This window comes from Gardnerella sp. c10Ua_244, assembly GCF_055818055.1.
On sequence record NZ_JARFVS010000002.1, the window covers coordinates 127,074 to 148,918 of the forward strand.

The 21,845-nt window shown below is 42.5% G+C and carries 19 protein-coding genes and 1 pseudogene; 6 read left to right on the forward strand and 14 right to left on the reverse strand.

Annotated features, from left to right (window positions below):
* The 5 genes from thrS to P0108_RS03745 all read right to left on the reverse strand — a co-directional run bounded on the left by thrS (position 1) and on the right by P0108_RS03745 (position 6,119).
* On the reverse strand, positions 1–2,031 hold the full coding sequence (thrS, locus tag P0108_RS03725) for a threonine--tRNA ligase (protein ID WP_012914217.1): 2,031 nt from the start codon (positions 2,029–2,031) through the stop codon (positions 1–3).
* Between the two features lie 182 nt (positions 2,032–2,213).
* Positions 2,214–3,107 (reverse strand): metal ABC transporter permease, encoded by an 894-nt coding sequence (locus P0108_RS03730; protein ID WP_004108805.1) that lies wholly within the window; start codon positions 3,105–3,107, stop codon positions 2,214–2,216.
* Positions 3,108–4,064, reverse strand: a complete 957-nt coding sequence (locus tag P0108_RS03735) for a metal ABC transporter permease (protein WP_012914218.1) — start codon at positions 4,062–4,064, stop codon at positions 3,108–3,110.
* Positions 4,065–4,070: 6 nt separating this feature from the next.
* On the reverse strand, positions 4,071–4,793 hold the full coding sequence (locus P0108_RS03740) for a metal ABC transporter ATP-binding protein (protein WP_004574322.1): 723 nt from the start codon (positions 4,791–4,793) through the stop codon (positions 4,071–4,073).
* A gap of 144 nt (positions 4,794–4,937) precedes the next feature.
* A complete protein-coding gene (locus P0108_RS03745; RefSeq protein ID WP_004108796.1) occupies positions 4,938–6,119 on the reverse strand; it encodes a metal ABC transporter substrate-binding protein in 1,182 nt (393 codons plus the stop codon).
* A 472-nt stretch (positions 6,120–6,591) separates the two neighbouring features.
* Between P0108_RS03745 and P0108_RS03750 the strand changes: the two genes are divergently transcribed.
* The 4 genes from P0108_RS03750 to P0108_RS03765 all read left to right on the forward strand — a co-directional run bounded on the left by P0108_RS03750 (position 6,592) and on the right by P0108_RS03765 (position 10,270).
* Positions 6,592–7,743, forward strand: a complete 1,152-nt coding sequence (locus tag P0108_RS03750) for an ADP-dependent NAD(P)H-hydrate dehydratase (protein ID WP_473730841.1) — start codon at positions 6,592–6,594, stop codon at positions 7,741–7,743.
* A gap of 98 nt (positions 7,744–7,841) precedes the next feature.
* Positions 7,842–8,492 carry an HAD family hydrolase gene (locus tag P0108_RS03755; RefSeq protein ID WP_012914222.1) on the forward strand — a complete coding sequence of 217 codons (651 nt, stop codon included), beginning with the start codon at positions 7,842–7,844 and terminating at the stop codon, positions 8,490–8,492.
* A 180-nt stretch (positions 8,493–8,672) separates the two neighbouring features.
* Complete coding sequence (locus P0108_RS03760; protein WP_012914223.1) at positions 8,673–9,605, forward strand: LysR family transcriptional regulator; 933 nt, start codon at positions 8,673–8,675, stop codon at positions 9,603–9,605.
* Positions 9,606–9,820: 215 nt separating this feature from the next.
* Positions 9,821–10,270: a Panacea domain-containing protein gene (locus tag P0108_RS03765; RefSeq protein WP_004108773.1), complete on the forward strand. Its 450-nt coding sequence runs from the start codon at positions 9,821–9,823 to the stop codon at positions 10,268–10,270.
* 260 nt (positions 10,271–10,530) lie between these two features.
* On the opposite strand, the gene P0108_RS03770 is transcribed toward P0108_RS03765, so the two are convergent.
* The 3 genes from P0108_RS03770 to lepA are packed head-to-tail and all read right to left on the reverse strand — an operon-like array spanning position 10,531 to position 14,243.
* Positions 10,531–10,986 (reverse strand): hypothetical protein, encoded by a 456-nt coding sequence (locus P0108_RS03770; RefSeq protein ID WP_012914225.1) that lies wholly within the window; start codon positions 10,984–10,986, stop codon positions 10,531–10,533.
* A 57-nt stretch (positions 10,987–11,043) separates the two neighbouring features.
* Complete coding sequence (gene hemW, locus P0108_RS03775) at positions 11,044–12,366, reverse strand: radical SAM family heme chaperone HemW (protein WP_004108768.1); 1,323 nt, start codon at positions 12,364–12,366, stop codon at positions 11,044–11,046.
* Positions 12,363–14,243: a translation elongation factor 4 gene (gene lepA, locus P0108_RS03780; RefSeq protein ID WP_012914227.1), complete on the reverse strand. Its 1,881-nt coding sequence runs from the start codon at positions 14,241–14,243 to the stop codon at positions 12,363–12,365. Before lepA ends, hemW begins: the two co-directional genes overlap by 4 nt.
* 262 nt (positions 14,244–14,505) lie before the next feature.
* Here lepA and rpsT point away from each other — a divergent pair, with 262 nt between their 5' ends.
* Positions 14,506–14,766: a 30S ribosomal protein S20 gene (gene rpsT / locus P0108_RS03785; RefSeq protein WP_004106518.1), complete on the forward strand. Its 261-nt coding sequence runs from the start codon at positions 14,506–14,508 to the stop codon at positions 14,764–14,766.
* A 97-nt stretch (positions 14,767–14,863) separates the two neighbouring features.
* Here the strand turns inward: rpsT and P0108_RS03790 are convergent, their stop codons facing one another.
* The 6 genes and pseudogenes from P0108_RS03790 to P0108_RS03815 all read right to left on the reverse strand — a co-directional run bounded on the left by P0108_RS03790 (position 14,864) and on the right by P0108_RS03815 (position 19,453).
* Complete coding sequence (locus P0108_RS03790) at positions 14,864–15,142, reverse strand: hypothetical protein (protein ID WP_033888441.1); 279 nt, start codon at positions 15,140–15,142, stop codon at positions 14,864–14,866.
* Position 15,143: 1 nt separating this feature from the next.
* Positions 15,144–15,701 (reverse strand): hypothetical protein, encoded by a 558-nt coding sequence (locus P0108_RS03795; RefSeq protein WP_012914229.1) that lies wholly within the window; start codon positions 15,699–15,701, stop codon positions 15,144–15,146.
* Between the two features lie 309 nt (positions 15,702–16,010).
* Positions 16,011–16,406: pseudogene (locus P0108_RS03800) on the reverse strand (transposase-like zinc-binding domain-containing protein); the annotation flags it as partial.
* Positions 16,407–16,560: 154 nt separating this feature from the next.
* Positions 16,561–17,274 (reverse strand): trimeric intracellular cation channel family protein, encoded by a 714-nt coding sequence (locus tag P0108_RS03805; RefSeq protein ID WP_041160500.1) that lies wholly within the window; start codon positions 17,272–17,274, stop codon positions 16,561–16,563.
* A 140-nt stretch (positions 17,275–17,414) separates the two neighbouring features.
* A complete protein-coding gene (locus P0108_RS03810; protein ID WP_004108753.1) occupies positions 17,415–18,584 on the reverse strand; it encodes a branched-chain amino acid aminotransferase in 1,170 nt (389 codons plus the stop codon).
* Positions 18,585–18,829: 245 nt separating this feature from the next.
* On the reverse strand, positions 18,830–19,453 hold the full coding sequence (locus tag P0108_RS03815; protein ID WP_012914231.1) for a 50S ribosomal protein L25/general stress protein Ctc: 624 nt from the start codon (positions 19,451–19,453) through the stop codon (positions 18,830–18,832).
* A gap of 326 nt (positions 19,454–19,779) precedes the next feature.
* On the opposite strand from P0108_RS03815, the gene P0108_RS03820 reads away from it, so the two are divergent.
* On the forward strand, positions 19,780–21,828 hold the full coding sequence (locus tag P0108_RS03820) for an AMP-dependent synthetase/ligase (protein WP_012914232.1): 2,049 nt from the start codon (positions 19,780–19,782) through the stop codon (positions 21,826–21,828).
* Positions 21,829–21,845: the final 17 nt, after the last annotated feature.

Genomic DNA, 21,845 nt, shown 5'->3' on the forward strand with positions numbered 1-21,845 from the left:
CTACTTAGTGTAGCGCTCGAAATCTTCTGCAGTATTGACCTGAACGCGCTGCTTAATGATGGACAAAATCCACTCTTTAGCTTGCGAAACAGGAACGCCATTCAATTGGCTGCCATCGCGGAAGCGGAAGCTCACAGCATTGTTGTTCACATCCTCTTCGCCAGCAATCAAAGTGAATGGCACCTTAGACTTAGAAGCGTTACGAATCTTCTTGCCGAAGCGATCGTCAGAGTTGTCCATTTCGCAACGAACCATATTCTCTTCCAAATCGCTAATCAATTTTTGCAAGTGTGGAGCGAACTCGTCTGCAACAGGAACGCCAGTTACCTGAACTGGAGCCAACCATGCTGGGAACGCGCCCGCGTAATGCTCGAGCAAAATAGCGAAGAAACGCTCAATAGAGCCAAAGAGTGCGCGGTGAATCATCACAGGACGCTGGTGGCTACCGTCAGCCGCAATGTACTCCAACTTAAAGCGCTCAGGCAAGTTGAAGTCGAGCTGAATAGTAGAAACCTGCCAAGTGCGACCGATTGCGTCTCGAGCTTGCACGGAAATCTTCGGGCCGTAGAATGCAGCTCCACCTGGATCGTCCACGAGTTCCAAACCAGACTCTTTAGCAACCTCTGCCAAAGTATTAGTTGCTTCTTCCCAAATCTCGTCGGAACCGACGAACTTATGCTCATCCTTAGTGGAAAGCTCCAAGTAGAAGTCGTTCAAACCGAAGTCTTTAAGAAGACCAAGCACAAAGTTAAGCAAGCTCTTCAACTCATCGCGCATCTGCTCGCGAGTGCAATAAATGTGCGAATCATCCTGAGTCAATCCACGAACACGAGTTAAACCATGCACAACGCCAGACTTTTCGTAGCGATACACAGTACCAAACTCAAACAAGCGCAAAGGAAGCTCGCGATAAGAACGCTGGCGAGACTTGAAGATCAAGTTATGCATTGGGCAGTTCATTGGCTTCAAGTAGTAGTCAGCACCTTGGCGAGTTACGTTACCGTTTTCGTCGCGCTCTTCGTCAAGCTTCATTGGAGGATACATGCCATCCTTGTACCACTGCAAGTGGCCGGAAGTCTCATATAAGCCACCCTTAGTAATGTGCGGAGTTTGTACGAAGCTGTAGTGATGCTTTCTGTGCTGCTCGCGCGAATAATCTTCCATTGCGTTAATAATTGCAGCACCCTTTGGATGGAATACGGCTAAGCCTGGGCCAATCTCGTCTGGGAAGGAGAACAAATCCATCTCTTGACCAAGCTTGCGGTGATCGCGCTTAGCAGCTTCTTCCATGCGAGTTGTGTAAGCTTTAAGCTCTTCCTTGCTAGGCCAAGCAGTGCCGTAAATGCGCTGAAGCATAGGATTCTGCTCCGAGCCACGCCAGTAAGCTGCAGCCACACGCTCAAGCTTAAAAGCCTTAATGTAACGCGTGTTTGGAAGGTGAGGTCCGCGGCACAAATCGCTCCAAACCTTGTTTCCTTCGCGATCTACATTGTCGTACATGCTAAGCTCATGCTTGCTGATTTCGCCAGAGGCAGCAGGATCAAGAGCTGCTTCCTTATCCCCAATCAACTCCAACTTATAAGGTTGATTTGCTTCTTCTTCGCGCGCTTCGTCCTCTGTTACAACGCGACGACGGAAGCTTTGAGACTCTTTAATAATGTGCTGCATATGCTTTTCGATTTGCTTCAAATCGTCTGGCGTAAATGGAGTATCAACATCGAAATCGTAGTAGAAGCCGTCTTTAATTACAGGACCTACGCCCAACTTTGCGTCTGGTCGAATTTCTTGAACAGCTTGAGCCATCACGTGAGTAGCGGAATGACGCATGATTGCGATGCCATCTTCACTATCAAGGGCCACTGATTCCACGGTATCGCCGTCATGAAGAGACGTGTACAAATCACGCAACTCGCCATTTAAACGCACAGCAATAATATTCTTATCTTCCGCGAAAAGTTGGGCGCCAGTGAAGCTTGCATCCACCTCCTTGCGTTCCTCGTTTACGGTGATGGAGATGGTATTTTCAGCCATAATTGTCCTTTTCTATCGGGGTCTTGCGTTACTAATGTGCAGACCTGGACTTGTGTGGCGTCGATAAACTTACGCGATTAAACAATCAACAAAACGCGCAAAAACGACGTCAATCGCGCGCATTTTTCACGCGCAATTCGTTGACATTCTAGGACAACAGAGCGACTTTTAAAACTCTTTTGCTAAATAGCGTTTTCGGCTACTTTTTCTCGCCTTGCATGCAATCTTGATGAAAAATCATTAATTTTTATAAAAATGCTTTCGCCAATCTTGACTATTAAGAAGAAAGCTCCAGCGCAAATAGCAATAGTGCCACCGGCAGAAAGCTTCAGTATTACAGCTAAAGCTAGTCCAATTAAAGCAATTGAAACAGCAGTAATTACGCATGCAAGTACGAATTTATTTATAGAAGCAATTCTTCCCTTTAATGCTGCAGCAGGAGCAGCAATAAGAGATACTGAAACAACTGTACCAACTGCTGGAATAATAACGGAAACAGTAATAATAATCAAAGCAAGAACCATGCCCTGTATAAAACCTGATCTTCCGCCTGCAGCACGGTAATTAATAGGGTCAAACGAGCAATGCACAAGATTAGCAGAATTAAAAATCCATAATCCCAAAACAAGCAAGAAAGCAACAGAGGCTGAAATTACGTCTGCAGGAGTGCAATTAAGCAATGATCCAGTTAAAAATCCCTCAATACGCAATGGCAATGGAGCAAACCACTTATTTAAAAAGTATCCACTAGCAAAGCCAACAGTTAAAGTAATACCAGCTGCAGCTTGCGAAGAAATGCCTTTAAGATGCGAAAGTGCATACATTACTAAAGAAAGTACAACACACGCAACAGCAGCACCGACAAAAAGCCCAAGCGACAAAATATTTTGATCTATTGTATAAGCAGAAGTTAAAACTACACCTAATACTGCTCCAGGAAAAGCAGCATGAGTAATAGATTCAGTAAAGAATATTCGCTGATTAAGAAGCGCGAGAGAGCCAACAAAACCACATAGAGCACCTACAACAATTGCTTCAACTATAGGTAGAGCAATAATTTGCCAAATACTTACCATCTATTCCCTACCTTTACAAGATTTTGCTAAAACATGCATATCGGTACCGCTTGTATGAGTTTTATGCGCAAAAACTATAGATGAAATGACTTGGAATAGCCAGCGTACAATAAGCACAACTACGAACATTGCACACATGCTTAATGCAATTGCAGCTTGAGGAGAAATAGGATGATCAAGCTCCAAATTCATAACGTACATACCAAGAACAACTCCAGCAATACCAACAAAGATACCAACTGCAACCATACGCCCAACTGTTCTAGACACTAAACGAGCACTAGCTCCTGGAATAATAAGGTACCCGATCACAAGAAGAACACCAACAGCTGAAGATGCAGAAACAACAACCGCAGCAATGCCAACGTTAAGAACAATATCGACAAAAAGAGTATGCACTCCCATTAATGGAGCACTTGCTCGATCGAAAGCAACAATAATCTGCTGTTTCCAAGTTGCCAAAAGCACAATAATTGCAAACAAGCAAATCCACATTGCTTGAGTCATTCGCTCATCAGTGACATCAAGCAGCCTACCAAACATCAATGCCTCGAGCTGACCTGACATATCACCTTTTTTTAGTGAAATTACTACACCAAGAGCAAAGAAAGTAGTTAAAACAGTTGCGATAATCGATTCATTTATGCGAGTTGAACGAGAAGCCCACACTAATGCAGCAACTAAAAATACTGAACAAATTGCAGCACCAGGAATAATTTGATCTATGCCACCGTATAAAGCGCCTACAACAATTCCAGGAAATATGCCATGCACAATAGCTTCCGCATTAAATTCAGCACATCTCAAGTTCACAAATACACCAACGATTCCGCTAGCTATAGATAGAACTATAAGTAAGCAGAACGGGCGAAAAATATAAGGAGCAGAAGCAATAAAATCAAAACCAGGAATTGGTTCCAGAACTTTTCTTAATGACTCAACTAATTGGGCAAGCATTGAAAATCAGCCTTCCGCAATTTCCGAAAAAGTAAGACCTGCAGAAGCAGCAGGCATGCTTCCACCATATGCACGAGTAATATTTTCTTTAGTCATTACTTCTTTAAGCGCGCCAAAAGCAATCTGCTTGCCAGCTAAAAGTAGCGCTTTTTCACAAATAGCATCTGCAATAACTAAATCGTGCGTAGATACAACAAAAGCAATACCTTCTTGCTTTGCTGATTTCATAATATTAAGAAGTTCTCGGCGATTCGGTTCATCAAGACCATTAAAAGGTTCGTCGAGCAAAATAAGCGTTGGCTTTGCAACAATCGCGCGCGCAAGAAGAATGCGCTGGCGCTGACCGCCAGAAAGGTCACCAAATCGCACATCTGCGCGATTTAATAAACCAACATGATTAAGAGCATCCTCAACAGCTTTTTTCTGATCTTTTTTAAGCAATCCAAGAAAACCTGTCTGTCTACTTAAGCCCATTGCAACAACTTGCCGTGCAGTAATCGGGAACGTTAAATCCAAATCAACCTGCTGTGGAACATATCCAATAGACAAAGCCTTAGGCATTTTCAGTTCACCGCGACTTACGCGCACGATACCAATAATAGCCTGCAAAAACGTTGTTTTCCCAGAACCATTTGGACCTATTAAAGCCAAAGCTTCCCCGGCTTGCACACTGCCATTAATACCAGTCACTACAGTTTTATAACCGTATGCCAGGTCGCAATTTTTCATTGCAAGGACGCTCTTATTCACTATATTTCCAGTCTTTTCAGTTTATTAATAAGTATTCGTAACAGTAACTTCTTGCTTTCGCTATTAAACTTTCGCTATTAAAGTTACTGTTACGATACTATTATTTTTACTGTTATTTATATGTTACTTCTTCAATGCAGTCTTAACTGAATCTGGAAGTTCAGGAACATTACCATTCCAAGCTTTCACCAATGTTTCAACATTGTGAACAATGGAACCGATGTAAGTTTCGCCTGCAGATCCGACTGGTCCAAGCGAATCTCCATAAAGTGCGTCGTCGCCAATAACAGCCTTTACTCCTGCTGCTGCAGCAACAGCCTTGATAGACTTGGAATTGTTAGAATTCTCAGCAAAAATCGCAACAGCTCCGGACTTCTTGACATCTTCTGCAGCTTTCTGAATATGATCTGCAGTAGCATCCTGCTGGCTGTTGAAATCAGAAAGTGCTGCACCAATGAACTTCACATTGTAGTCACGAGAGAAGTAACCGAATGCATCGTGAGAAGTGAAGAGAACACGATGCTTTTGTGGCACACTATTCAAAGCTTTAGTTGCCCAAGCATCCAAATCAGTCAAAGACTTAACGAACTTTTCAACATGCTCATCGAAAATAGATTTACTCTTAGGAAGAGCTTTTCCGAGGAAATAACCGATATTCTTAACCTGAATCATCGTGTTCTTCGTGCTGGTCCAAATATGTGGATCGTACTGGAATTCAGGCTCCTTCTCGCCTTCTTCTGGAGGGAATGGCCACTTTTCAGCATGCACCTTAGCGATACCGCGATCAACCTTGTATGGAAGATCCTTTTCCTTAGCAGTCTCAGCCTTTGGATCCTTGATTTCGTCAGCAGTGAGAATACCGGAAGTTACACCCATAGTGCCCTTAAAACCGGTAGCTTTCACAGCTTGATCCAAGAAGTGCTCGAGATCTACACCAGAAACAAGCATCAAATCAGCCTTAGAAAGAGCTTTAGATTGAGCTGGAGTCATTTCATGCTCATGAGCAGAAGCGTTTGGCGCAAGCAAGCAGGTCAAATTAATTGTTGACTTTGCTTTGTCTTGAGGAGCTCCGATTACAGACTTCTTGCCCTGAGAATCAGTCTTATTGAGGCTCAATCCAGATTTTGCGTCAGCAGTTGAAGCGATTTGAGTTACGTAATCGCAAATTTGAGTTGTAGTTGCCACTACATTTACTTGATTGCCCTTCGCCTTATTTTCGGCATTTTTTGCGGAGCCGCAAGCACCCATAGAAGTTGCTAATAATGCAACCGCAGCTGCAGTTGCGAAAATTCGTGAAGTTTTCACACTCGTTCCTTTCGGGAATCTTTAACTGTTATTGCATGGGTTGATTGTGAGAGGTACTCATGAAAGCTATTCATGAAAAAAATAATCATTCGCAATAACGCTTATAGCATAAGAAAAATATACGTGACGGTCAATAAAAAATGTGAAAAAATATAATTATTTTTGCAAAAATGCGTTTCGTGAATTTTTCATCTGCTATAATGCAAAATTTCAAAAAAGACCATGCTGCTTTCTGCTTTATCTTGCATTAAAAAACGTTAATATACCAACGAAAAAATAAATGTGATTATAACATTTGGACAAATTTATTAATCAGGCATTTTTGTTTATTTTTTACGCAAAACTAGTAGCGACACGCCATAATATTCACGACACGCAGAATAACAAAAAAATTACAAATATTTTCAAAATGTTTACAAATTGTAACAATACATAAGTTTAGACAGTAATACACATGTTTAGCCAACTCTGCATGTGCTTAATGACGATTACACTTAATACTATGTTTGGCAATACAGATGGTATGAATTACATTGCAAAACCTGACAGTTCGCACACTGACGCTAAAAACTCTGCAAATAATGAAATATCAGTAGATATTCATCTTGCTTCCACACCATTGCGCACGCCTCATGCAAGCGATAATAAATATTCAAGAGGCGTTCTAGGCGTAATTACCGGTTCAAACGACTATCCCGGAGCAGCAGTGTTAAGCACAAGCGCTGCAATACATGCAAATATTGGAATGGTCCGTTATTCAGGTCCTCTTCGTGCACAAAATTTAGTATTGCAAGCATCCCCTGAAGTAGTAGCATACGAACAATTAAACGGAAAAATCGACGCAATAACAGTTGGATGCGGCATACCAGACGAAAGCCATTGCAACGACGAAACGGCTTTATCTCAAAGAAAATACATTGCTAGCATACTTGCAAAATACTCCAACGAAAACGAAAACGACAACAAAAACGACAACAAAAACGACAACGCTGAAACGCAATTAAATAACAATCTTCCGCCAATATGCGTAGATGCTGGAGCATTAGACTTACTACCAAAACAAGTTTGCGAAAAAGTAGTTCTCACACCTCACGCAGGAGAATTAAGCTCGCTTTTTACTAGATACGATTTAGAAGTAAGCGCACAACAAATAGCCAGCAACCCAACACACTACGCTCAAAAAGCAGCCGATCTTACTGGAGCAACTGTGTTAGTTAAAGGCGCAACAACAGCAGTTGCATCACCATCAAAATTGCACTCTCCTATTTATATTGCACAATACGCTCCATCCTGGCTAGCAACTGCAGGCTCAGGAGATGCGCTAGCAGGAATTTTAGGAGCATTGCTGGCTCAGCACGAAAAAGATAACGAAAACAACGCGAACAACAACGAGAAAAACAATGCGAACAACAAAAATTACGCACTTATTGCAGCGAGCGCAGCTGTGATTCATGGAGTTTGCGCAGTATTTGCGTCACGCAGTAGCGGAGGAAACAATTACACTCAACTAGTGCAAGACATAGTGAAATCAAAGCGTGCTTTAACTTTGGAACATCCAATTGTGGCAAGCGACATTATAAATGCATTACCGCATGTTCTTGGGATTCTTATTAATATAAAGTAGCGCGCGGAATAATATCAGCAGTGTACAAAATTAACGCATGAAACAAAATACGCGAATGTAAAATAACGTATGAAACAAAATAGAAGGAGTAGAAATAAATGACTAACGCACAAAATATTGAGATCCATGACGTCATGTTTGATTATTGCAGAGTTCTACTCGAATGGAATTGCCGAAACTGTTTGCAAAACCAGTTCCCGAATTTAGTTGATACTATTTGCCCTAATGGAAGCTTTGGAAAGAACGATTTAGCCGGGTTCTATGAATTTGAGGACCGCATGGATGGCGGCGAGCTTTTGAAAGATCTTATGCCTGAATACGAACGTCGCTTTGGAAGCGAACTTGCTGAAGCTTTCCGTTGGTATTGCGCTCATTATGACCAAGTTTTGACACGAATGATGCCTGGAATGGTTGATTTATTGCATGATTTACGTAAAGCTGGATACGGCGTATGGGGCTTAACAAATTGGTCTAAAGAAACTTTCCCACTTGCGTTACGCAAATTCCCAGAACTTTCTACTCTTTTGCAAGGAACCATTATTTCCGGTGTTGAGCATTTGCATAAGCCAGAACCGGAAATTTTTGAACTTGCTATAAGTAGATTTGGATTAAATCCGCAAACAACTGTTTTCTTCGACGATAAGCCAGCAAATATTGATGGAGCTCATAGAGTTGGCATGCATGGATTTGTTTTTACAACTGCAGAGCAAGCGCGTAAGGATTTAGCTTCAATAGGAGTAAATCTTTAATAATTGCTTAAATATTTAGCTTATACTACTAAGATTATATATAAAACTATGGTTATGTGGAACTATGGTTATGACAACTAAGAATTAGGTTATGCCTATACCTTTTGCTAGATTCGTTAGCGGCTCATTTATGTGATTTTTGATGATTATCGTAACTTTTAGCTCACGAAAGAAGCTCGTATGACTTTGCTACAACTGAAGTATATTGTAAAAATCGTTGACTGCGGTTCAATGAATGAAGCAGCACGAGCACTATATATTTCACAACCAGCATTGAGCTCTTCTGTAAAAGAGCTTGAAAGAGAACTTAACATTGAAATTTTCACTAGATCCACTCAAGGAATTGCATTAACAGCTGATGGAGCTGAGTTTTTGACGTACGCTCGACAAGTAATTGAGCAGGCGGATCTTCTTGAAGAACGATACAAAAGTACGAAGCCTCGCCCACAATTATGCAGCGTTGCAACACAACACTACATGTTTGCTGTTGAAGCATTCGTCGATATGATTCGCAGTATTCATTCTAACGAATACGAGTTTTCAATTCGCGAGACGCGCACAAAAAATATCATTAAGCAAGTAAGCGATATGCGCGCAGACCTTGGAATTCTTTATCTTTCTGACTACAACAAGGATGTAATCGGCAAGCTGCTTCGTGAAAAACATTTGGAATTCCACCCGCTTTTCCGAGCAAAATTGCATGTTTTTCTTTCTAGAAATAATCCGCTTGCAGTGCGAAAAAGCTTGAGCTTGGAAGATTTGAAACCGTATCCGTTTATTCAATACGAACAGGGAGAAGAAGGAAGTTTCTTCTTCGCAGAAGAAGCGGTTTGGCCTACTCGCCCACCGAAAAAGATCAACGTTTCTGACCGCGCTACCATTTTAAACTTTATTATTGGGTTGAATGGTTACACTGTTTGCACTGGAATAGATAACGGCGATTTAAACAATGAAAAAATTGTCACTATTCCGCTTGAATGTGATGACACTATGCTTGTTGGCTGGATTACCAACGAGCGCACGAAGCTTTCAAGAGCTTCACTCGCTTATCTTACGCAACTTAAATCTGTGCTTGTAAGACATGGTTACGCGCTTATAGATTCACGAAATTAGTTTATTAACTTACTCGCTTATTAACTTATTGCATGTTGAACTATTAAATGATTAGTTCGCAAAACAACAATCAAATAAGTTGAACTTGCAAAATAACACAAACTAAAAAATAACTCATAATACAAGTTGTCCACATTTCTTTAATCGAATTGACGCTCACTTTTTCCATTCATAAAATCGCTATTAATTTGTTGCAAAGAAAAAGGAGATGCGTGATGGGCATTATTAATGTAGCGGCAAAAATATTGGAAATTATGGGACCAATGACAACTATGAAGCTGCAGAAGCTTGTGTATTATTCTCAAGCGCACAGCTTAGCTACAACTGGATTGTCACTATTTCCGGAAGATTTTGAAGCTTGGACGAACGGTCCGGTTTCATTGGAACTATTTAACAGGCATCGAGGAAGATTCACAATTCGCAAAGAAGAACTACTGATTTCTCTTCCAGAAAGATGCGCAACTTTAGAATATGAGCAGGTCAAGATTATAGAGGAAGTGTGCGCAAAACTTGGAAATCTTACAGGAAATCAGCTCAGCGAAAGAACGCATAAAGAAGATCCGTGGATTCGCGCGAGAATCGGCATATCTGCAAATCAAGGCAGCGAGGAAATAATTTCCAAGAAGTCAATGCACGACTACTACATTAAGCATCCTATTGTGTAAATGCGCGAATGTCCGAAGAGCGCCAACTAGAGACCGTAACGCAGTATGCGCTCGCGCGGGTAACGCGCTCGCTTACGAAACTCGCGTTGGAAGTCCACTGGACTTCCAACTTAAGCGAGTTTCCGCTCCGAGTTGCTTTCGCGCGCTACGCTCTAAGCGCGAAAGCAGGTCGGAGCGCACACAAACAATTAAGGCGAGCACGTTGTTATTAGCAAGTGCCCACCTTAATCATTAAAAAACATTCTTATTTTATAGTACATCTAAATCGCAGTGCCGTGCTCGTCAAGGCGCGGATTCTGCCTAGAATTACTAAAGCTAAAGAACAAGCCAAACACGCCTAATGCAAACAAAACGGAAACTACCACAACAAGCACAATAGGCTGGCTAGGAAGCCACATAATCACCAAGAAAGCAAGCGCGGAAAGCAAAATCACAGCCCAGGAAAACACTCCGACAACTTTACGAACAACATTCCAAGTATCATCGCCCAACTGAGATCGCTTAACATTGCGAGCCAGTCTCTCCTCCTCAGCTGTCACGTTAGAAGTTGGCTTCCAAGGACCAGTTCCCCTCTCTTGAAGTCTTCTAGAGCGTTCTTGTAAATTGTATTCGTCAATCATGCCTCCGCGAGCGCGACCTTTTGTTTCATCATATTGAGAAGGAATCCCCTTGCGGCTCTGCCTTTCCTTCGCGCGACGCTCTTTGCGGTTTGCCATGATTGTTCCTTTCTACATTGAATTTTCGTATATCAAGCATTTATGACACAATACGCACTATTTTAGCACGGTAAGGCCTTCTTCACACGCGTCGACAATTCTTTCTATTAATAAATCGTTGAGCAGCCTACCTTTGCGTGTTGCGATAATGCGATTTTCGTGCAACACTGCCAAATCTTCCTTACACACTTCGCGTAACACTTTTTGCAAATGCGAATCATCGAACACCTTATTAGTTTCGCGCATCTTTTCGCACAATTGCAAAATATTAAGACCTTCTTTAATGCGAAGCCCAAGCATTACTTCTTCAATAAGCGCATCTTCAGCATTTATACACTCGTAGTTTTGCCACGGCACATTTCCAAGATTTATAGCATGCGCCCATCGTTTTGGGTGCAAAATATCCCATGAGCGAAGGTTATAAAACTCGTTTGGATTAGCTAAAGAAGCACTATCATCCATGCTTTGTTTACTAATACGATTGGCAGCATTGTAGTGCGAATGTGCTCCAGGACCAATTCCAGCCCAATCAATATTTCGCCAGTAGCCAAGATTATGTTGAGATTCAAAACCCGGACGCGCCCAATTAGAAATCTCGTACCATTGTAATCCAGCAGAGTTAAAAAGTTCGTCTGCCAACTCGTATTTTTGAGCTTCATCATCGTCGTTTGGCGCTTGAATAGTGCCAGCAGCGATTTGACGACCCATTTTTGTGCGCGGCTCTACCGTTAGCGCATATGCAGAAATATGGTTAACACCTAGGCTTAAAGCCATTTCTACTGACTCTCGCCAATCGTCTAGACTCTCTCCCGGAGCGCCATAAATCAAGTCAACACTTGAACGCAAACCACATGCGTTTGCTGCTTTTACACCGCGAGTTACGTTTTCTGGAGTATGCGTGCGGTCAAGAGTTTTAAGAACATGCGGCACTGCTGATTGCATTCCGAAAGATATTCGCGTAAATCCGCCTTCTGCAAGCGTTTCAATATACTTTTCGTCTGCAGTATCCGGATTTGCTTCAGTAGTTATTTCCGCGTCTTTATTAAACCCCCACAAGTTGCGTATTTCTTGCAAAATTCGCACTAAATCTTGCGCTTTAAGAACTGTTGGAGTGCCTCCACCGAAGAAAACAGATTGCGCTTTAGGTTCGAAAATTCCGTGATATTCCTGCCATTTTTTTACAAGACGCATCTCTTGAATCGCAACATCCGCATAACCTTCGCGACTTGCACCTTCACCCAAATCGCGAGCAGTATACGTGTTAAAATCGCAATAACCGCAGCGGCGCAAGCAAAACGGCACGTGCACGTACACTTCAAAAGGCATACTTTCAGTTTGCATAGCTGATTTATTTAATTCAGCATCCAACTCTAAACTCATCCTTCAGACTTTTGCGCTGCGCGAATCTTATCTTTAGTATCGCGATCGTTTGCGCTCTCGTCTGTAGCCAAAGCCGCAACGAATGCTTCCTGCGGAACTTCAACATGTCCGAGCATCTTCATGCGCTTCTTACCAGCCTTCTGCTTTTCAAGAAGCTTACGTTTACGCGTAATATCGCCGCCGTAGCATTTAGCGAGCACGTCTTTTCGAAGAGCGCTAATAGTTTCACGAGCAATAATTCTAGAGCCAATTGCAGCCTGAATTGGAATTTCAAACTGCTGACGAGGAATAAGTCCACGAAGCTTCTTAGTCATCATAACGCCGTAAGAATAAGCCTTATCTCGGTGCACAATCGCACTAAAAGCGTCAACCTTATCTCCCTGAATAAGAATATCAACTTTCACTAAATCGGCAGCTTGCTCGCCATCTTCGTGGTAGTCAAGAGAAGCATAGCCTTTTGTGCGGCTTTTAAGCTGATCAAAGAAGTCAAAAACGATTTCTGCAAGAGGAATCCTGTAATGCATTTCCACGCGGTCTGCACTAATGTATTCCATTGTGCCCATTTCTCCGCGATGATCCTGGCACAAATCCATTACAGCACCAATAAATTCTTTCGGCGTAATAATATCTGCAGCAACCATTGGCTCAATAATGCGCTTAATCTTGCCTTCTGGAAACTCGCTAGGATTTGTTACGTGATGTTCTTTACCATCTTCGCTAGTGACGTCATAAGTTACGTTAGGAGCAGTGGAAATAAGATCCAAGCCAAACTCGCGGCTTAAGCGCTCTGAAACAATCTCCATGTGTAGAAGACCTAAGAATCCACAACGGAAACCAAAGCCCAACGCAACAGACGTTTCTGGCTCGTAAATAAGAGCTGCATCATTAAGTTTTAGCTTGTCGAGAGCATCTCGAAGATCTGGGAATTGAGCGTTATCAATTGGGAAAAGACCTGCGTAAACCATAGGTTTAGGGTCGCGGTAGCCATCCAAAGGCTCAGATGCAGGATTTACGGCGCTAGTAATAGTGTCGCCGACTTTAGATTGACTCACGTCTTTTGCGCCTGTAATTACGTAACCTACTTCCCCAGCTCCAAGCGCCTTTGTTGGAGTCATATCTGGGCTAATAACGCCGATTTCAATAGGATCGTGCGTCATGCCGATTCCCATCATATGCAATTTTTCGCGCGACTTAAGTTCGCCATCAACCATACGAATATAGGTGACAATTCCGCGATACGAATCATATACTGAATCAAAAATGAGCGCGCGAGCAGGAGAATCAGGATTTCCGCTTGGGGCTGGAACTTCCAGCACAATTTGATCAAGTAAGTCTTTAACACCTTCGCCGGTTTTACCAGAAACGCGCAACACGTCCTCCGGCTTGCAACCAATTAATCCAGCTATTTCTTCAGCATGCTTGTCTGGCTCTGCGCTTGGCAAGTCGATTTTGTTAAGCACAGGAATAATCGTCAAATTGTGGTCGATTGCCATATAAAGATTAGAAAGCGTTTGCGCTTCAATGCCCTGAGTTGCGTCAACAAGCAGCACCGCACCTTCGCATGCTGCCAGCGCGCGTGAAACCTCGTAAGTAAAATCGACGTGACCAGGAGTATCAATCATGCCAAGCGAATACTCTTTGCCTTCAAAAGTCCACGGCACTCGAACAGCCTGAGATTTAATAGTAATACCGCGCTCTTGCTCAATATCCATGCGATCCAAGAAACGGTCTCGCATTTCACGCTCTGGCACGATTCCTGAAAGTTGTAAAATGCGGTCAGCTACAGTAGACTTGCCGTGATCGATATGCGCAATAATGCAGAAATTGCGTATCAACGATTGATCCGTAAATCCTGGCTGGTTATGCGGTGTAATCAAGGCAAATATCTCCTTTTAAGAATGCGAATACATGAAAACATGCAAACATAAATCAAGCACTATAACTAATCAATATTAGCAAATCTACTACCTTAGCGTAAAGTGCAAAATACGAAAGTTATTTATTAAATAGCATATTCAATAAGTTTTTAATTAAACCAACAATAACAAATTAATTATATAAACTACTATATTTATCTAATAAGCATGATACACTTATCATTTGTATGTCCTTATATAGCAAACGTCGTTTGGAGTAACAGTGGCAAACATTAAGTCGCAGAAAAAGCGTGTTCTCACTAACGAGAAAGCACATAAGCGTAACGTAGCAGTAAAGTCTGCTTTGAAGACTGCTATTCGTGCTACTCGTGAAGCCATCACCGCTGGTGATAAGGCTGCAGCGCAGGCCGCTTTCGCAGTAGCCGCTAAGAAGCTTGACAAGGCTGCAGGTCGTGGCGTGATTCATAAGAATCAGGCTGCAAACCGCAAGTCTGGTCTTGCTGTAGCGATTAACGCTCTGTGAAGTTTGTGCAGGTAACTGCATAACACAGCATGTAAGGAAAATCCCCAGTACCAATCGGTGCTGGGGATTATTTATATCACTCTATCGGCAACGTAATTTAGACGATATACGCCAATACGAGTACCACTACGAGTATAACTGCCACGGCAGCAGCAAACACCACGTAATCCATCGGCTTCACATGGTGATGCTGCAACAATGCATGGCATACAAACGCTGCAATCAGCAAGATTACCCCTGAAATAGCATTGGCATACCAAGGTAAATGATTGATGCACGAGAAAACAACACTCGTCAGCCAAATGGTAGCAAACGAAGCAAGCCATGACCGATGCCCTGTTGTGGCATGCTTCTTCGAAATAGTTGCATCATCCATATTAACACCCCAATGCTGCTGTCAAAGTGCCACCTGCAGCGCTACAAGCTATATCAGCCGAAACACCAGCAATTGGTGACGCCAATCCAGAAATACCAAGTGATAATGGAGTACAAACTGTTGCATCCCATAAAACATTCCATCCCACACCAATCCATTTAGGAATACAATGATGTTTCTTTCCACCACGTTCTAAAGCTGTCTCTAAGGAAACAGTAGGAGCAATCCTATGAAGAACTTTGCTATAACCAAAATCAACATGCTGCCCGTCATGAACTGTTAAATTGATAGTTGCTATAGTATGATTTGTTGCATCTCTCCAAGTAGCTATATTATTCTTTACTACGATAGTATCACCAGCTAGCGTATGCACATTCAATCCTTGTCCAGATACTGGAACAATTGAACGTCGACCATCTGGAGAACGCAATCCTCTCATTTCAGACTTAAAATTCCCATATTGTGATGTTGATTGAACTGCAAAAGATGGAGTTGCAAACACCATACTTCCAAGTAATGATGCTGCAGCTATTAACAATGAACTAACTTTCTTCATCATAAGATGACCTCTCTAATATTGGCCTTATCAATTAGTGAGTAAGCGTATTCCAGTAAACAGCATGTTGGCCAAACATGTGGTGAGTGATTCACGTTGTTATGCTCACAAGGCGATAATATAATACTTGATTGATAGAAACGCCGTCATAATCAGGTAAGCGGCAAAAGTGTGTCTGTAAACGTGTTTATTCAGGCGTGTCGTTAGTGTAGTGTTCCTTTTCTAATTGATATATCTGGGTAGTAATCTGCCCTACATAAGTCAAAGCTTGTATCGAAACCCGAAGACCCAATTGATTGCTGGTCATCAATAATTTTCTTTGTTACACCATTGCAAAGCAATAACTTTACCCTTGCTTGCCGCGGTTAATAAACACCACCCGTATGGAAGGTATGTTCCATCGATTTGAACATAGTCATAAATTTCGCCTGTCTCGGGTAATTCTGGTTTAACATTCCAATACCATTCAATCCGATATCGCCATGTTCTATCAGAACCACTAGGACAGGCTTCACATTGAGTCTGGTTTCCCATAATCCAATGAATGAATTTATCAAATTGTGCTACATGTGTAATATCTTCACGTTTCCTTGTAAAAGACATTCCACATGCAGTACATCTCCAACGGATAGCACCTTTACGTGTTCTACCATTTCTCTTCATTGAATGAGAGCATATTGGGCAGCGTTTACTACTTAATCTAGGCATGTATTAAGCACATCGCACGCCTTATACCTCTATTTGTTTTCAATGTCAAGTAATACTAAATGTTAAGCTTTTTAGCTTAATGACAGCGAGCTTCCCTTGGTATTTCAACGAAAACTCGGGTTTTTAGACACACTTTTTTGCCGCTTACCCAATATTAACGATGACGACGATTATTAATACGACGAATACGAGGACGTCTAACCTTAATAGGTTCCGTGCGGTTCATTGCTCCAAATAAAGTTAAATCTAGTTTCACAGACAACAAACGCATTGCAACAACAAGAGCAACAATAAGGACATCAAGCAATATTTCAACAGTTAAACCAAAATAACCTGCATGCCTTGCTTTTACAACAAAAACGGTTAGTACACATCCCACTGAAGCAGGGAAAGCGTACCAATGCTTATCCCGCACAATAACAGGAACTTGGTTCAAAATCATGTCGCGAATCAAACCGCCTCCTAAAGCAGTTGCCATTCCTAAAAATACTGAAGCCATACCAGACATGTGGAAATCCAAGCCTTTTGCTGTGCCATTCACCGCAAACAAACCCAATGCCAAAGCATCAAGCGTAAGCATAAGCCAACGCCATTTATCAATCTCAGGGTGAGCAACAGCCACAATAACACCAGAAAGCAAACCTGTAATAACAAAACCACGATCAGCAATACCAACAGGCGGCAATGCTCCAAGCAACACATCACGAACAATACCGCCACCCAATGCAGTTATCCAAGACGTAGTAATAATCGCAAAAACATCATAATTCTTACGAATAGCCCACATGCCGCCAACCATGCCACAACATCCCATAGCAACATACTCAACTATAAGAAAAAAGATGTTATCCCCTAACGCACCTTCCAAAGCATTTCCCTTCAAATAAATTCACCAAAACACTGCGCGCATAACAAACAAACGCGTTGTACTCTATACGATATCTAAATATAGAGTACAACGCGCCATAAGCAACATTAGATTAGATAATATTAACTAACTTATATAAATCAGTCGCAAACTTTCCACATCCAGTTATGCTTATCTTCGACATCACCGAGTTGAATGCCAAGTAACTCATCGCGCAAAGCCTGAGTCAACTCACCAACACCACCATCGGCAACCTTAAGATCGAATTCATCGGACTTAAAGCGACCAATTGGCGTAATGATTGCAGCAGTACCGCAAGCAAAGACTTCAGTAACCTCGCCAGAACGAATGTCGTCAAGCAACCCTTGAAGAGGAATCATGGTTTCAACAACCTTATGTCCTGCTTCCTCAGCAAGCTGAATCAAAGAACGACGCGTAACGCCAGGAAGAATACTGCCAGTAAGAGATGGAGTTTCCAAATGGCCATCCTTGTGGAGTGCGAACATATTCATGCCACCAAGCTCTTCCAAATAAGTCTTAGTTGCAGCATCGACGAAGCACACCTGCTCGCAACCGTGCTCAATACCCTTGTATTCACCAAGCAAGGAAGCAGCGTAATTTCCACCGCACTTAGCAAAACCAGTACCACCAGGACCAGTACGGAACCACTGATCTTCAACCCAAATGCTAACAGGCTTCAAACCACCCTTGAAGTATGGGCCGGATGGAGAAGCGATAACACAGTATTCAACTTCGTGAGCTTCGCGCACACCGAGGAACGGCTCGGAAGCAAACATGAATGGACGCATGTAAAGCGTATACTCTCGACGGCTCGGAACCCATTGCTTATCTCGCTTTACCAAGGCTGCAACCGATCCAATAAAATCATCAATAGAGAGTTCCGGCAAATACAAACGCTTAGCAGAATTTTGGAAACGAGCAGCATTAATATCTGGGCGGAAAAGCCAAATAGAGCCGTCGGCGCGCTTATAAGCCTTCAAACCTTCAAAGCACTCCTGAGCATAGTGCAACACAGATGCACCTGGATCCATTTTCAATGGACCATAAGGCTCTACACGACGATCAGACCATCCTTCGCCTTTAGTCCAAGACATATGAACCATATTGTCGGAGAAAATCTGACCGAAAGCAGGCTTATCAATAAGTTCGTTGCGCTTTGCGTCCGAAACTGGATTATCATTCGGCAGAACTTCAAAGTTGCCAGCCAATTTGTTCAACAGAGTTGTATCGCTATGATCATAAGACTCATAAGCGTCAGAAAACTCTGGAGCTACTTCTAAATCAGCCATTATGTCTCTTTTCTATGTGGATTATTTCTACTTGCCTTTTACCGCAATTAACGTATAGAATAATACGATTCTTGTTTTTCGCAAAACTTACACGCCAAAATTTTTCAAAAAATATTTCAAGAAATACGCTTTAAACTAAAATTTATTTAGCAAATTCATTGATTTATACAAAAAGCCGCATAAGAACTGACTTATGCGGCTTAAAATTTTAAACTATTTTATAAGTTATAAGTGAATACGTTAACTTACTTTTCTTCTGCAGCAGGAGCAGCAGCTGGAGCGGCGGCAGCAGCATCTGCAGCAGGAGCAGCAGCTTCGGCTGTAGCAGCATCTTCAGGAACAGTGACGCTCACAACGGATTCTTCGCCATCCATATCGAGCTCAACACCCTCAGGAAGCTTGACATCCTTAGCAAACACCTTGATGCCGTCGGTCAAACCATCAACGTTAACAACCAAACGCTCTGGCAAGTTAGCAACGTCTGCGCGAACCTTGAGCTCCTGGACATCCACGAATGCAACTGCAGCACCCTTTGGAGTGCCTTCAACGAAGACTGGAACTTCAACGTCAATCTTTTCGCCAGCCTTAACTTCGTAGAAGTCAATGTGTTCTACAATGCGCTTAACAGGGTTACGCTGAACATCCTTAACAACTGCAATGCGAGATTCCTTGCCAAACTTAATAGTGAACAAAGCATTAGCGTGACGCAAAGCCAAAGTGGTTTCGCGCATTGGAAGAGTAACATGCACTGGTTCAGCACCGCCAGCATAAAGGCTTGCTGGAATCAGCTTAGCTACGCGCAAACGACGAGCAACACCCTTACCAAACTCAGTGCGCAATTCGCCTTCAAGAGTAATTTTTGTAGCCATATCGGTCTCCTTATGGTCTGGATAGTTTAGTTTGTTAATCCAGCTTCAGGCGCACCGACGCGCCGAAAACCATAAGAGGCTATCAGCCCAGTCGATAACGGAACTCTGCCACAAAGCTAGCGGCATATTCCCTCGCCAAAGCAACTTTGCTATTCTAACGACAGGCTACGACTTATGGCAAATACAAAATTATTACTAATCAAATCGAATATAACTGCTACTTGAGCATACGAACGATTATTATAGTTAATAGTATGCAAGTGCATAGCATGATACTATGATGTGCGCTTAATCCGCAAGCCGTTTGGCATAATGAAGGAGCAAATGTGTCCGTTTTTAATGCACTCCAACAGCAAGCGTTTAATCTTGCCCGTAAAGCATTGCGTATTGGCAGTAACTTCGCGCACCCAGTCAGCGATGACCGTGCAGGCGAACCAGACTACCTTAATACGGATCAAGAAAACACAAATACTTTACTTTCACAAAAGCAACGCCTTCCACACGTAGAAGAGTGGGGCGCGCAAATGCCAACAACGACGTTTATCGATCCGGAAACAGGCTTGCTGACCACAAAAACCGAAAGCGCAGCACCTCTTGACGAAGGCACAAGCATTTATGACTTATATGCAGATCGCGCAGCACGTATGGGTGACGATCCGCTTTACACTTATAAAGAAAACGATAAGTGGGTCACAAAAACAGCTAATCAGTTCCTTCAAGAAGTACGCGATGCTGCAAAAGGTTTGATGCACTACGGATTGCGCAAAGGCGACGCCGTTGCCCTTATGTGCAAAACATCATATGAGTGGGACGTCACCGACGCAGCAGTTATGGCTTGTGGTGGTGTTCTTGCAACTATTTATGACACGGATTCAGCTGAGCAAATTCGCAATATTGTGAATAATTCCGACTCGCGTTTCCTTATTGTTGAAACAACTGACATGCGAGATAAAGCTGATGGAGCTATTGAAGAATGCCCAAGCTTGGAACGCATTATTTGCATTGAAACAGGCGGTTTAGCAGAACTTCAAGCTTTCGGATACGCTGTTAGCGATGAGGAACTAGATGCTCGCATTGATTCTGTAAAGAAAACAGACTTGTGCTCTATTGTTTACACTTCTGGTTCCACAGCTGCACCTAAAGGCGTGGAAATGACTCACGAACACTATTGCACTACAGCGTTGAATTTGCCTGTTTACTTGCCAAATTTGCTTAGCGAAAAAGACGGTTCTGTGCTTTTGTTCCTTCCTCAAGCACACTCTTTTGCAAGAGCAATTAACTATATTGTTGTTGCAAGTACGTTGCGCATTTATATTGCTCAAGGTATTCCTACTTTGATTTCTGATTTGCAAGTTGCAAAACCTACGGTTATGATCGTTGTCCCTCGAGTTCTTGAGAAGGTTTATAACGCAGCTTCGCAGAAGGCTGGTCACGGTGCTAAAGGCTTGGCTTTCCAGGGTGCTGTTGTGACGGCTCAACAGTATATGAAGGAAGTTCAGGAATTTGGTGATGCTAAAGCTCTTACTAAAGCTCGCCGCACTGCTTACGATCCGCTTGTTTATCGTCCACTTCGTCAAGCTCTTGGCGGTCGCGCACGCTGGATTGTTGCAGGTGGAGCTCCTCTAGATCCTGAATTGCTTTCATTCTTCCGCGGAGCAGGAGTTCCTGTCTACGAAGGTTATGGTCTTACAGAAACTACTGCACCATGCGCGTTTACTCCTATTGGAGTTCCATTCCGAGAAGGTTCTGTTGGCATCGCATTCCCAGCTTTTACTTTGCGAATCGCATCCGACGGCGAAGTTCAAATTAAAGGCACTTGCGTATTCCATAAGTATCACAAAAACGATGAAGCAACAGAAACTTCATTTACTAAAGACGGATGGTATGCAACAGGCGATTTGGGACGAATTGACGACGATGGCATGCTTTATATTACCGGACGTAAGAAGGATTTGATTATTACTGCTGGCGGTAAGAATGTTGCTCCTGGACCTATTGAAGAGATGATTAAGAGATGCGAACTTGTGTCTCAAGCTCTCGTTCTTGGAGATAAGCGTCCGTTTATTTCTGCACTTGTTACTTTAGACGAAGAAACTTTACGAAATTGGCTTAAACTCAAGGGTCTTGACGCCACTATGAGCATGGAAGAGGCTGCTAATAATGCTGTTGTTCGTGCTGAAGTGCAAAAATTTATAGATCTTGCCAATGAAGGCGTGTCACGCGCAGAATCTGTGCGAAAGTTCATTATTTTGCCAGAAGAGTTTACGCAAGAAAACGGCTTAATGACTGCGTCTATGAAGATTATTCGTCCACGAGTTATTAAGCGTTACACTACTTTACTTAATACACAAATGTATACGACGCGCAAAAAGTAGTTTGTTTAAATTAACTT

Coding starts and splice junctions, on each gene's coding strand:
- thrS (WP_012914217.1), bottom strand. CDS start 2,031: ATGGCTGAAAATACCATCTCCATCACCGTAAACGAGGAACGCAAGGAG.
- P0108_RS03795 (WP_012914229.1), bottom strand. CDS start 15,701: ATGATGAAGAAAGTTAGTTCATTGTTAATAGCTGCAGCATCATTACTT.
- P0108_RS03755 (WP_012914222.1), top strand. CDS start 7,842: ATGACTAACGCACAAAATATTGAGATCCATGACGTCATGTTTGATTAT.
- P0108_RS03730 (WP_004108805.1), bottom strand. CDS start 3,107: ATGGTAAGTATTTGGCAAATTATTGCTCTACCTATAGTTGAAGCAATT.
- hemW (WP_004108768.1), bottom strand. CDS start 12,366: ATGAGTTTAGAGTTGGATGCTGAATTAAATAAATCAGCTATGCAAACT.
- P0108_RS03815 (WP_012914231.1), bottom strand. CDS start 19,453: ATGGCTACAAAAATTACTCTTGAAGGCGAATTGCGCACTGAGTTTGGT.
- P0108_RS03810 (WP_004108753.1), bottom strand. CDS start 18,584: ATGGCTGATTTAGAAGTAGCTCCAGAGTTTTCTGACGCTTATGAGTCT.
- P0108_RS03735 (WP_012914218.1), bottom strand. CDS start 4,064: ATGCTTGCCCAATTAGTTGAGTCATTAAGAAAAGTTCTGGAACCAATT.
- P0108_RS03750 (WP_473730841.1), top strand. CDS start 6,592: ATGTGCTTAATGACGATTACACTTAATACTATGTTTGGCAATACAGAT.
- P0108_RS03790 (WP_033888441.1), bottom strand. CDS start 15,142: ATGGATGATGCAACTATTTCGAAGAAGCATGCCACAACAGGGCATCGG.
- P0108_RS03740 (WP_004574322.1), bottom strand. CDS start 4,793: ATGAAAAATTGCGACCTGGCATACGGTTATAAAACTGTAGTGACTGGT.
- P0108_RS03760 (WP_012914223.1), top strand. CDS start 8,673: ATGACTTTGCTACAACTGAAGTATATTGTAAAAATCGTTGACTGCGGT.
- P0108_RS03765 (WP_004108773.1), top strand. CDS start 9,821: ATGGGCATTATTAATGTAGCGGCAAAAATATTGGAAATTATGGGACCA.
- P0108_RS03770 (WP_012914225.1), bottom strand. CDS start 10,986: ATGGCAAACCGCAAAGAGCGTCGCGCGAAGGAAAGGCAGAGCCGCAAG.